This window comes from Cupriavidus sp. SHE (genome assembly GCF_000812445.1).
In the GTDB taxonomy this organism is placed as follows: Bacteria; Pseudomonadota; Gammaproteobacteria; order Burkholderiales; family Burkholderiaceae; genus Cupriavidus; species Cupriavidus metallidurans.
This window is the reverse complement of the sequence record NZ_JWMB01000007.1, coordinates 14,244-26,660: the sequence shown is the minus strand read 5'-3', so window position 1 is coordinate 26,660 and position 12,417 is coordinate 14,244. Positions and strand designations below refer to the sequence as shown.

9 protein-coding genes are annotated in these 12,417 nt (G+C 66.2%); 4 read left to right on the top strand and 5 right to left on the bottom strand.

All coding sequences use genetic code 11. The annotated features are described in order from the left end of the window. Positions 1 to 139 precede the first annotated feature (139 nt). Positions 140 to 934 carry an SDR family NAD(P)-dependent oxidoreductase gene (locus RN01_RS03095; RefSeq protein ID WP_017512310.1) on the top strand — a complete coding sequence of 265 codons (795 nt, stop codon included), beginning with the start codon at positions 140 to 142 and terminating at the stop codon, positions 932 to 934. 62 nt (positions 935 to 996) lie between these two features. Here the strand turns inward: RN01_RS03095 and RN01_RS03090 are convergent, their stop codons facing one another. From RN01_RS03090 to RN01_RS03070, 5 genes are all read right to left on the bottom strand, one after another. Beyond that, positions 997 to 1,971, bottom strand: a complete 975-nt coding sequence (locus RN01_RS03090; RefSeq protein WP_017512311.1) for an acyl-CoA dehydrogenase family protein — start codon at positions 1,969 to 1,971, stop codon at positions 997 to 999. A 158-nt stretch (positions 1,972 to 2,129) separates the two neighbouring features. Then, on the bottom strand, positions 2,130 to 3,290 hold the full coding sequence (locus tag RN01_RS03085) for an acyl-CoA dehydrogenase family protein (protein ID WP_017512312.1): 1,161 nt from the start codon (positions 3,288 to 3,290) through the stop codon (positions 2,130 to 2,132). Positions 3,291 to 3,343: 53 nt separating this feature from the next. Continuing rightward, entirely contained in the window at positions 3,344 to 4,342 is a 999-nt protein-coding gene (locus RN01_RS03080) for a tripartite tricarboxylate transporter substrate binding protein (protein WP_017512313.1), read from the bottom strand. A gap of 67 nt (positions 4,343 to 4,409) precedes the next feature. After that, positions 4,410 to 4,871 carry a MaoC family dehydratase gene (locus RN01_RS03075; RefSeq protein ID WP_008644344.1) on the bottom strand — a complete coding sequence of 154 codons (462 nt, stop codon included), beginning with the start codon at positions 4,869 to 4,871 and terminating at the stop codon, positions 4,410 to 4,412. A 35-nt stretch (positions 4,872 to 4,906) separates the two neighbouring features. Further along, positions 4,907 to 6,082 (bottom strand): CaiB/BaiF CoA-transferase family protein, encoded by a 1,176-nt coding sequence (locus RN01_RS03070; RefSeq protein ID WP_017512314.1) that lies wholly within the window; start codon positions 6,080 to 6,082, stop codon positions 4,907 to 4,909. A 112-nt stretch (positions 6,083 to 6,194) separates the two neighbouring features. Between RN01_RS03070 and RN01_RS03065 the strand changes: the two genes are divergently transcribed. The 3 genes from RN01_RS03065 (at position 6,195) to RN01_RS03055 (ending at position 12,381) form a co-directional block, all read left to right on the top strand. Beyond that, positions 6,195 to 7,088 carry a LysR family transcriptional regulator gene (locus RN01_RS03065; RefSeq protein WP_008644346.1) on the top strand — a complete coding sequence of 298 codons (894 nt, stop codon included), beginning with the start codon at positions 6,195 to 6,197 and terminating at the stop codon, positions 7,086 to 7,088. A 185-nt stretch (positions 7,089 to 7,273) separates the two neighbouring features. Beyond that, positions 7,274 to 10,576 carry a carboxyl transferase domain-containing protein gene (locus tag RN01_RS03060; RefSeq protein WP_024570664.1) on the top strand — a complete coding sequence of 1,101 codons (3,303 nt, stop codon included), beginning with the start codon at positions 7,274 to 7,276 and terminating at the stop codon, positions 10,574 to 10,576. Positions 10,577 to 10,653: 77 nt separating this feature from the next. Continuing rightward, complete coding sequence (locus RN01_RS03055) at positions 10,654 to 12,381, top strand: AMP-binding protein (protein WP_017515233.1); 1,728 nt, start codon at positions 10,654 to 10,656, stop codon at positions 12,379 to 12,381. Positions 12,382 to 12,417: the final 36 nt, after the last annotated feature.

The window sequence follows — 12,417 nt, the reverse complement described above, 5'->3', positions numbered from 1 at the left end:
GTTTCACTGCCGTTCGCTTTCACGGGCGGAACGCTGCATTCCACACGCCCGGCTTGCAGTTCGCCGGCGGCTTCATACACTTGACGGGTTGCCCTGCCGTAGCGGCCAAGGGCTCACCTTCCAACGAAATGGAGTCGCCATGAACATCGATCTGTCGGGCAAGACCGCCCTGGTCACCGGTTCCACCGCCGGCATCGGCTTTGCCACGGCGCGCGGACTGGCCGAGTCCGGCGCCCACGTGATCGTCAACGGCCGTAGCCAGGCCTCGGTCGATAACGCGCTGGCGTCGCTGAAGAAATCCTATCCCACCGCCCAGGCCACCGGATTCGCAGGCGACCTGACCGACGCCGCCGTCTGCGACACCCTCGTCAATACCCACCCGGCTGTCGACATCCTCGTCAACAACCTCGGCATTTTCGAGCCGAAGGATTTCTTCGATATTCCGGACAGCGACTGGACACGCTTTTTCGACGTCAACGTGCTGTCCGGCGTACGCCTCTCGCGCGCCTATGCCAAGGGCATGGCCGAGCGCAAATGGGGCCGCATCGTGTTTATCGCCTCTGAGTCTGGCATCAACATTCCGGTCGAGATGATCCACTATGGCTTTACCAAGACCGCGCAGTTGGCGGTCTCGCGCGGTCTGGCCAAGCGGATGGCAGGCACCGGCGTCACGGTGAACGCCGTGCTGCCCGGCCCGACGCTATCCGAAGGCGTGACGGCCATGCTCAAGGATGAAATCGCGAAATCCGGCAAAAGCGCCGAGGAAGTGGCGGCCGAGTTCGTCAAGGCACACCGCAGCACGTCGATCATCCAGCGCGCGGCCAGTGTCGAGGAAGTGGCCAACATGATCGTCTACGTCTGCTCGCCACAGGCGTCCGCCACCACCGGGGCGGCCCTGCGCGTTGACGGCGGTGTGGTCGACACGATCGTGTAACGCACACCAGGGATCGACGACGGCCCGCTCCCGCGTGGAGCGGGCCGTGGCCGTCCCTGCGACTACGCTGCCTCGCCGCTCCACTCGCGAATCAGGTCCACGGTCAGGCCATCGGCCTCGCAGGTCGCCTCGCCAAGTTCGCGCGCCCAGTACCGCTCCGACCCATCCGCCAGCCGCCACGCGTGCAGCCGGCGCGTATAGAGCTGCAGGTCGTACTCCGCCGTCACACCAATCGCGCCATGCACCGCGTGAGCGATCGACGTCACGGCCGTCACCGCATCACTCGCATTGAACTTGCCGATGGCCGCGCGCAGCCGGTCAGGTTGCCAGCCGTCGGCCGCGCAAGCGATCTGCGCCGCCATACGCACCGCCGCCACCTGCTCCGCCATCACGCTGATCTGATGCTGGATCGCCTGGAACTTGCCGATATTGCGGCCGAACTGCGCCCGGTCATTGGCGTATTGCAGCGTCAAGTCGAACACGCTCGACATCGCACCCGCCATTTGCACTGCGTGCAGGCATGCGCCCACCGAACGCAACAGCCCTGCCGGCAATGGGAATCGTTGCGTGCCAACTTCCCCGAGCGACAGCGTCAGGTCATCCCGCACGCCAGTAGGCGAAAGCGCCGCGGCTTCGCGATGGACGAGCGCCGCCTGGGCGCCCTCTTGCACCAGAAACCACGTTGCCGTGGCGCCGCACGGCACATGCGTGCGTTGCGCGCCGTCGAAATCGGCCAGCGCAATAGGCCCCTCCCGTCCCTCCGGCACTTCGACGCCTGCCATCCGCAGCACGGCCCGGGCAAACATCGTCTGCGCCAACGGCACCGGGAGCACATGCCGGCCCATCACGAACAGCATCGGCGCGACGTCCGCCAGGCTCAACCCGGCTTCCGGCAGCAAGCTGTCCGCGAAACCGCTTTCATCGAGCAAGCGCCAGAGATCCGCGCCACTGCCGCCGGACTCGATCTGTCGCACGACAGCGGGCGTGCAGTGATCGCGCAGTAGCGCTTCCAGTGCTTCCGAGTATTCGTTGTACATGGTGCGTCCCTAATCCCTTAAGCGTCCCTCATCCCTGCATCCCTTGGAGGCGCTATCAAAATGAAGCGAAGCGGTTCTGGCTAGACGCGCGGCCGCAGACAGTACAAGTGGTACGGCAAGGCCGCGCAACGACGCCAGAATCTTTTTGATAGCGCCTCTTAGCGAAGGCCCAGGCCGCGGGCGATCATGCCGCGAAGGATCTCTCGCGTACCACCGCGCAGCGAATAGGTCGGCGAAATCTGGCTGACATAGGCAGCGGTGCGAACCAGCTCCGCATCCATCGCCAGCTCCGGGTCATCGCCCAGCGCCGCTTCGGCCAACGCGCCGATCGACTGCTCCAGTCCGGTGCCGAGATCCTTGACCAATGCCGCCTCCACCAGCGGGCTTTCTCCGGCAGCCAGCCGCGCGGTCACGGCCACGGACATCGCCCGTAGCGTGGCCAGCCGGCCGACGATCCCGCCGATTGTGACTGCATCGCGGCGCACCGCAGGCAGGCGACGGAGCGCAGCCACCCAGGCATCGAGCAGCACCACGCTCGAGTACAGCCGCTCGGGGCCGCTGCGCTCGAATGCCAGTTCCGCGTTGACCTGTTCCCAGCCCGCGCCTTCGTTGCCGATCAGCGCATCGGCGGGCAGCAGCACGTCCTCGAAGCTGACCTCCGAGAAATGCGCATCACCGCTCAGATCATGGATCGGCCGAACCGTCACGCCCGGCAGAGACAGGTCGACAATCACCTGCGACAGCCCCTTCTGCCGGTCCCCAGCCTCGCCCGAGGTTCGCACCAGCGCGAGCATGTAGTGGCAGCGATCCGCGTTGGTCGTCCAGATCTTGCGGCCGTTCAGGCGCCAACCGCCACCTGGCTGCGGCACCGCACGCGTGGCCACGCTGGCCAGATCGGACCCCGAATTGGGCTCGCTCATGCCGATGCAGAAGAAGGCCTCGCCCCGGCAGATACGTGGCAGATAGAACTCGCGTTGCGCATCGCTGCCGTAGCGCAGGATCAACGGGCCACTCTGGCGATCGGCAATCCAGTGCGCGGAAACCGGCGCGCCGCAGGCAAGCAGTTCCTCCACCAGCACGAAACGCGAGAACGCATCGAGCCCTGCGCCACCGAACCGCGCCGGCAGCGTGACGCCGACCCACCCACGCTGCGCAAGCGCGCGGCTGAACGCGGCGTCGAATCCCATCCACGATCGCGCGCGGACATCGGCGGGAAGATCCGGCAGATGCTCGGCCAGGAATGCCTTCACCTCGCGCCGGAACGCCAACGCCTCAGGAGGCAGGGATATCAGCGAGAACGTGCCAAACAGTGAACTCAAAACGGTACCTCCATAAGCGCCCGGTAAGCGCCCGGTGAGCGCCTGATGCTGCTTCAATCCAGCGTCACGCCAGTGTCCTTGACCACCTTGTGCCAACGGTCGATTTCCGATGCCACGTACTTCGCATAGGCCTCCGGGCTCGACGCCCGCACCTCCGCGCCCTGCAGCGCCAGGCTGGCACGCACATCGGGCGCCGCAAGCGCCTTCAGGGCCGCGCTGTTGAGCTTCTTGATGATCTCCGGCGAGGTCTTCGCGGGCACCATCATGCCCTGCCACGCGCCCACTTCGAACCCATGCATGCCAGATTCGGCCAGCGTCGGCACGTCCGGGAGTTGCGAACTGCGCGCGCTGCTGGTGACGGCCAGTGCGCGCATCCGCTTGTCGCGGATAAACGGCAACGACGAGTTGATGGTGTCGGTCATGAACTGCACCTGCCCGCTGGCCAGATCGGTCAGTGCCGGGGCGCTGCCCTTGTACGGCGCATGGGCGGCGTCGAGCCCGTTTGCCTGCAGGAACAGGAACGCCGCCAGATGCGTGACGTTGCCGTTGCCCGCCGAACCATAGGTCATCTTGCCCGGATTGGCCTTCAGCCAGGCAACGAACTCCGGCACGGTGCGCACCGGCACCTGCGCGTTGACTTCCAGCACGAGCGGCACCATTGCGGTCATCGCCACCGGCGCGAAGTCACGCTTCACGTCATACGGCAGCTTCTTGTACAGCGCCGGGCTCAACGCGATCGACGACGTGTTGTACAGCACCGTGTAGCCGTCAGCCGGCGACTTGGCCACCATCTCGCCGGCGATATTGCCGTTGGCGCCAGGCCGGTTGTCAACGATGACCTGTTGCCCGATCTCCTCGGACATCTTCCGCGCAATCACGCGCGACACCAGATCGGTAGGTCCGCCGGGCGGGAACGGCACGACGAGCCGGATCGGATGATCCGGAAACTCGCCCGCCATGGCCGGCGCGACGGCCGCCGTCAGCGCGAAGGCGCAGCCGGCAAGCAGAATCGAACGAATGAAATGCCCGGCTTTTTTGCTCTGTGTCGGCATGATGGTTGTCTCCTCCAGAAAGTACGGCAAGTACGGCAAGTACAGCGAAGGCGGTTACGCCACCGGATCAGCGGCCCGCCAGCAGGCGTCGCGCCGTGTACGTCATGACCAGCTCGTTACGCTGGTTGAACACCTCGATCGACGAATCCACCACGGCGCGGCCGCTCTTCGACGTCGGACGAATGCCAGTCACGGTGATCCTGGCGTGGATCGTGTCGCCCACCACCACCGGACCGAGGATCTTCTGCGTCAGCTCGAGCATCGCCAGCCCGGTACCCTGGATCATCGTCTGCAGGATGAAGCCCTCGATCAGCGAGTACGTCAGCGCGGCGGGCACCGGACGTCCCTTGATGGCGCCGGCCTCGTAACCTTCTTCGATAAAGATCGCTTCGAGCATCCCGGTGACCGAGATGAAGTTGACCAGGTCAGTCTCGGTAACGGTGCGGCTGAAGGTCTCGAAAACCTGCCCTTCGCGGATGTCCTGCCAGTAGAAGCCCTGGCCCAGGCGTTGCGGTTGTGAAGTCGTCATGGTGTCTCCTCGGGAATTCGGTGATGGATGCGGGCCTACTGATTCGATTGCAGCCGGTCGATCTCGTCGTCGCCAAGTCCGGCGGCGGCAAGGATCTCGCGCGTGTGCTCGCCAAGCCTGGGCGGCACGGCCGCGCGCGCGCGTTCGCCATCGAAGCGCACAGGCGCGCCGGGAAAGCGCAGCGTGCCCATCGACGGATCTTCGATCTGGTCGAAGAAGCCGGTCGCGCGCAGGTGCGGATCGTCAACGAGTTCGTGAAGGCCGTTCACGCGGGCAACTGGAATCTGCAGCCGCTCACAGACGGCCAGCCAGTCCGCGGTGCTGCGCGCGCGCACGAGTTCGCCGGTGATTTCATAGAGCGTTTCGATATGGCGCGTGCGGGCGGCGATATCGGTGAAACGCCCGTCGGCAGCCAGGTCCTCGCGCCCCGACGCCTGGAAGAAGTCACGCCAGTGCGCGTCGGTGTACGGCATCATGCAGACGTAGCCGTCCGCGGTCTGGTACGGCCGGCGCAGCGGCGCCAGCACGCGCGGATAGCCGGACGGCCCACGCGGCGGCTCGAAGTGCTGCCCGTACAGATGCTCGACCATATTGAAGGCCACCATCGATTCGAACATCGGCACTTCGACCATCGAGCCCTTTCCGCCTTGTCGCGCACGGCCCGCAATCGCGGCCGAGATCGACAGCGCGGCAACCAGACCACTGGTCTTGTCCGCCGAGATGGTCGGGAAGTAACGCACGGTGCCGGTCTGCGCGGCCATCAACGCCGCGTTGCCACACAGCCCCTGGATGATGTCGTCATACGCGGGACGGCCACCGTACGGGCCGTCCTCGGCAAAACCGAGCAGGCTCACGAAGATCAGTTGCGGATGGCGCGCCATGACGCTGGCGGGATCGAGATCCAGCTTCGCCAGCTTCTGCGGCCGCATGCTGTGGACGAAGACATCGGCCGACGCCAGCAGCCGGTGCAGCGCCGCCTGCGCCTCCGGGCGCTTCAGGTTCAGCACCACGCTCTTCTTGCTGCGGTTCACGCCCAGGAAGATCGCGGACATGCCGTCCTCGGTCGCCGGGCCGGTACGGCGCGTGGAATCGCCTTCGGGTGTTTCCACCTTGATGACTTCCGCGCCAAGATCGGCCAACCACTGGCTGGCGTAAGGACCCATCACCACGGTCGACAGATCCACCACGCGGATGCCGGACAGAGGCAGCATACCGTGTCTCCTGTTGTATTGATTCGATGTATTGATCGGCCAAGATTAAGGCAGCCAGCCCCATTGCGTCTAATATTAGATTTTTAGCAACCGATATTCATTGGATATCATCATGGATCTACGTCAGCTCCAGCAATTCGTCGTGCTGGCCGAAACCGGCAACTTCCATCGCGCCGCCGAGCGCCTGCACATGGCGCAACCCCCGTTGTCGATTTCGATCCGCAAGCTGGAGGAATCACTGGGCACGCCGCTGTTCGTGCGCACCACGCGCGGCGTGCGGCTCACCCAGGCGGGCGAAGCGGCGCTCAACGATGCGCGCCGGGCCCTGTTCCATGCCGGCCAGGCGCGGGCCGCCGCGGTGTCTGCGGCGCTTGGGGAACGCGGCGCGTTGCGTATCGGTTTTGTCGGCTCCGCCACCTATGCGTTGCTTCCCCGTCTCATCCCGGCCTTCCGCTCGGCACACCCTGGCATCGACCTGATCCTTCACGAATCCACATCGGCCGCGATTCTGGACCGCATCGAACACGGCCAGCTCGACGCCGGACTCGTGCGCTTTCCCATCCTCAACAGCGGCCCCTACACGCTGACCCCGCTCGAGTCCGACGCCTTCGTGGCGGCGGTGCCGGCTGACGGTCGTTTTGCCGAGCAGGAGAGCATCGCATTGAAGGCGCTGGCCGACGAGCCCTTCATCATGCATCCCCGTGCCGATGTGCCGAACCTGCAGGCCGTGGCGATGCTGCTGTGCCAGCAGGCCGGTTTCGTGCCGCGCATCGCGCAAGAGGCGGTGCAGGTGCAGACCATCGTCAGTCTGGTGGAAAGCGGATTGGGCGTGGCGCTGGTGCCGGGCGTGGCGGCGCGTTACACGAATCGGCGCGTGCGCTTTCTGCGCCTGTCCAGCCCACGCCCGGCGGCACGTATCGGCATCGCCCTGGCCACGCAGCAGGACACCGACGATCGCCATGTGCAGCGCTTTATCGCTGCAGCGCAGCGAATCGCAGGCGACTAGGCGCGGCGGCACAAGGCCACTCCAGGCGGCTCAAGGCAGCAATTCCGCAGGGCGGCTGCGGCTATACAGCCGATGCATGGCCGCCATGAAACTTGCGCCATGGGTGCATGCAGCTTGACGCACGCGCCTTACATTCTGGCTTGCATCCGGGCGGTACCGCATCCATCCCTCACGGAATCGAGCCAGTGAAAAAGCTTCTGATTGCCAACCGCGGCGAAATCGCGCTGCGGGTTCAACGCGCCGCGCAGGATCTCGGCATTGCCACTGTCGCGGTGTACGCCACCGACGACGCTCAATCGCGCCATCGCCAGCTTGCCGATGAAGCCATCGCGCTGCCCGGCAATGGCCCGGCTGCCTATCTCGATATCGACGCCATTCTCGGCGCGGCGCGCGCCGCTGGCTGCGATGCAATCCATCCGGGCTACGGCTTTCTGAGCGAGCGTGCCGACTTCGCGCAGGCATGCGCGGCAGCAGGTATCACGTTCGTCGGTCCCACGCCCGAGCAGCTTGCCCTGTTCGGCGACAAGGGCCGCGCGCTCGCACTGGCCGCGCAATGCGACGTGCCGGTGATGCCGGCCACCCCCGGTGGCGCTTCGCTCGACGACGTCCGCGCGTTCTTCGCGGCGCAGCAAGGCGATGGCATCGTGCTGAAGGCCGTGGGCGGCGGCGGTGGACGCGGGATGCGCGTCGTCCGCGATGCCGAAGCGCTGGCCGAAGCCTACGCGCGCTGCCAGTCGGAAGCCCGCAGCGCCTTCGGCATCGAAGCGATCTATGCCGAGCGGCTGGTCGAACGCGCGCGCCATATTGAAGTGCAGATCATCGGCGATGGGACGGAGACAATCGCGCTCGGTGAACGCGATTGCACGCTGCAGCGCCGCTTCCAGAAGTTGGTGGAAATCGCGCCGAGCCCGGTGCTGACACCCGCCCTGCGCGATCGCATCGTGCAGGCCGCCAGCAGGATCGCAAGGCATACCGGCTACCGCAGCCTGGGCACGTTCGAGTTCCTGGTGGAGACCGACGACGCAGGCACGCCCCACGGCTTCGTGTTTATCGAAGCCAATCCTCGTCTGCAGGTAGAGCACACCATCACGGAACAGGTGACGGGTCTCGATCTCGTTGCCCTCCAGCTTGGCCTTGCCGATGGCCGGAGCCTGCGCGACCTGGGTCTCGACCCCGCCGCGCCGCCGACAGCGCGGGGCTTCTCCGTTCAGCTACGCATCAATGCCGAGGCCACCGATGCGCAGGGCCAGGCGCGCCAGGCGCAGGGAAGGCTCGAACGCTTCGATCCGCCTACCGGGCCCGATGTTCGCGTCGACACGCACGGCTACACCGGTTACGCGCCACCGGCAGGCTATGACTCGTTGCTGGCCAAACTAATCGTGAGCACCGCCTCGCCCCGTTTCGAGGACGTGGTGCGGCGCGTGCGGCGTGCGCTCGGTGAATGCCGTGTTGACGGCGTGCCAAGCAACCTCGACCTGTTGCGCGCCCTGGTGGCACGCGAAGACTTCGCGACGCAGCATGTCCATACACGTCACTTCGAGGCGATCCTGCCGGAACTGTTGACCGCCGCGCAACGCGTGGCGGCCAGCGATGCAGCGCGACAGGCTTCCATCGGTATCACGCAGACCGCCCCCGTGCCTGTTCCGACCGCTGCTGCCGAGGCTATCGATGAAGGACTGGTTGCAGTGCGCGCGCCAATGAACGGGCGCGTGGTCGAGATGCGCGTTCAGGAAGACGACATCGTGCAACCGGGCCAGATCGTGGCAATCCTCGACGCCATGAAGATGGAGCACACCATCGCGGCCGAGTGCGCGGGCCGTGTGATCGATGTGCGCGTCGGTGCCGCCGGCCAGACTGTCGAAGGGCAAATCCTGCTCGTGCTGGAACTGGTGGCTGACGCCGGCGTCGCGCATCACCGCAGCGAAGCGGCAGACCCACGCGCGATCCGCCCCGATCTGCAACGTGTGCGCGATCGCGATGCGTTCCTCGATGATGCCGCGCGGCCGGACGCGGTGGCGAAACGCCATGCGCGCGGCCAGCGCACCGCGCGCGAGAACGTGGCTGATCTGTGCGATGCAGGCAGTTTCGTCGAGTACGGCGCCTATGCGGTAGCCGCGCAGGCCAGCCGACGCAGCGCCGAGGACCTGATCACCAATACGCCGGCCGATGGCCTGATCACCGGCACCGGCCGCATCAACGGCACCCGATTCGCACCGGAGCGCGCGCGCTGCGCGGTGCTGGCGTACGACGCCACGGTACTGGCGGGCACGCAGGGCAAGCGCAACCACATCAAGACAGATCGCATCCTGCAGGTGGCCGCCGAGCAGAAGCTGCCAACCGTGATCTTCGCGGAAGGCGGCGGCGGACGCCCCGGCGATGTGGACTTTCCTACCGTCGCCGGTCTCTACCAACCGTCCTTCGCCGCATTTGCCGCGCTGAGCGGCGAGGTGCCGGTGATCGGCATCGCCGCTGGCCGGTGCTTCGCGGGCAACGCGGCCCTGCTCGGCTGCAGCGACGTGATCATCGCCACGCGCGACGCGAACATCGGCATGGCCGGCCCCGCCATGATCGAAGGCGGCGGCCTTGGCGTGTATCGCCCGGAGGACATCGGCCCCGCCGCCGTGCAGTACCAGAATGGCGTGGTCGACCTGCTCGTCGACGACGAAGCCGAAGCCGTGCGCGCGGCGAAGCATTACCTGTCGATGTTCCAGGGCCGCACGCAGGACTGGGAGGCGCCCGACGCCCTGATGCTGCGCGGCGTGGTGCCCGAGAACCGCCTGCGCGTCTACGACACCCGTGCCGCGATCCAGGGCATTGCCGACGTTGGCAGCGTGATCGAGCTGCGCGCGGGCTATGGCACTGGAGTCCATACGGCGCTGGCGCGTATCGAAGGCCGACCCGTGGGCATCGTCGCCAACAACCCGCGCCACTTGGGTGGCGCCATCGACGTAGACGGCGCGGACAAGGCCGCGCGATTCATGCAGCTGTGCGACACGCATGGCCTGCCGATCGTCTCGCTGATCGACACGCCGGGCTTTATGGTCGGCCCGGAGATCGAAGCCCGCGCGCAGGTCCGCCATGTGTCCCGCCTGTTCGTGCTGGGCGCCAAGGTGCGCGTGCCGTTCATGGCCGTGGTGCTGCGCAAGGGCTACGGTCTGGGCGCGATGGCCATGGCTGCAGGCGGCTTCCGCGCGCCGGCCTTCACCATCTCCTGGCCAACCGGCGAGTTCGGCGGCATGGGACTGGAAGGCGCGGTACGGCTCGGCTTCCGCAAGGAGCTGGAAGCGCTGCCGGCTGGCCCCGAACGCGACGCCCTCTACCAGCAGCTCGTGGCGCAGATGTACGAACGCGGACACGCGATCAATGCCGCAGCCGGGCTCGAGATCGACGCGGTCATCGATCCTGCCGAAACGCGGCGCTGGTTGCTGGCCGGGCTCGATGCCACCCCACGAGACGAGGCGCCCCGACGCTACGTGGATGCGTGGTAGCCGACGCAGTGACTGAACTGCCCCCTGACTCCGCTCCCGCCGTGCCGGAGCGCGGAGCAAATACTCCTGGAGACACGATGGAAGACGCAGCTTTCTTCGCAGATCTTGAAGCGCGGCATCGCCGCATCTGGCCCGCCGGCCTGCCCACCTCACCGCAGTATCCACACGGCGAGATCAGCCTTGGCGAGACCCTGCGGGCATGGGCGCGCATCCAGCCTGAGCGGCCGGCGCTGATCTACTACGGCAGCGAGATCACCTTCGCCGAACTCGACGACCTGAGCGAGCGCTGCGCGGAACTGCTGCGGGGCCACGGCATCGGCCCCGGCAATCGCGTGGCCGTACTGCTGGGCAACTGTCCGCAGTTCCATATCGTGTTCTACGCGATTCTCAAGCTTGGCGCCGTCTACGTGCCCGTGAATCCGCTGTTCAAGGAACACGAACTGGCCTACGAGCTGAACGATGCCGGTGCGACCATGGTGATCGCGCTCGACACGCTTGTGCCGATGCTGATGACGGTGAAGCCGCAAACCAGCGTGGAAACGGTGTTCAGCACATCGGCCGGCGAATTCCTGCCCGTGCATCCCACGCTGCCCGTTCCGGCTGGACTCGATGCCGCGCCAGTGGCGCACGCGGGCACGATCGACCTGATGGCGGCCATCCAGACATGCACGGGCAACGTGCGCGACGTGAGCGTGGATCTCGATGCATTGGCCGCGCTGAACTACACGGGCGGTACCACCGGTATGCCCAAGGGCTGCATGCATACCCAGCGCGACATGATCTACACGGCGGCCGCCACGCTGGCGGTCACCAGCGGGCGCGAAGACCAGGATGCAAAGCTGCCGTCGTCGGACGTGATGCTGAACTTCCTGCCGATGTTCTGGATCGCCGGCGAGAACCTCGGGTTGATCTATCCGATCTTCAGCGGCGCCACGCTGGTACTGCTGGCGCGCTGGGACCCCCTCGCCGTCATGGCCGCCGTGGACCGCTACCGCGTCAATCGCACGTTCATGGTCGTCGACAACCTTGTGGAACTGCTGCAGCACCCCGAGCTTGCGCGGCACGACATGCGCTCGCTGCAACATACGCGCGTGGCATCGTTCATCCGCAAGCTGACCGTGGACCTGCGCCGCCAGTGGCACGCGCTGACCGGCAGCGTCGTGGCCGAAGGCGCCTGGGGCATGACGGAGACGCACACGAGCGACACCTTCACCACGGGGATGCAGACAGACGACATGGACCTGCACGGCCGGCCAGTCTTCGTCGGTCTGCCAGTGCCGGGCACGCGCATCAAGATCTGCGACTTCGAAACCGGCGTGACGCTGCCCGTTGGCGAGGAAGGCGAGATTGTCGTCACCACGCCTTCGCTGCTCAAGGGCTATTGGGGCCGCCCCGACGCCAATGCGGAGGTGTTCCGGGACGGCTGGTTCAGGACGGGCGATATCGGCGCCTATGACGATGCGGGCTACCTGCACTTCCTTGGACGGCGCAAGGAGATGATCAAGGTGCGCGGCATGAGCGTATTCCCGTCCGAGCTGGAAGTCCTGCTCGGGCGTCATGCCGCCGTACTCGGGTCCGCCGTGGTCGCACGTCCCGATCGGGACAAGGGCCAGGTGCCGGTGGCCTTTATCCGCCTGCGCCCCGGGCATGACAATGTGTCGGCCGAGGCGCTGACGGCATGGTGCCGCGAGCATATGGCGACCTACAAGGTGCCCGAGATCCGCGTGGTGGACGAGTTGCCGATGACGGCAACGGGCAAGGTCAAGAAGGGGGAACTGCAGAAACAGTTCGAGCAGGACGAATAAGAGGTGGGCTGACAGCCCGCCACCGCGCCCCGACAC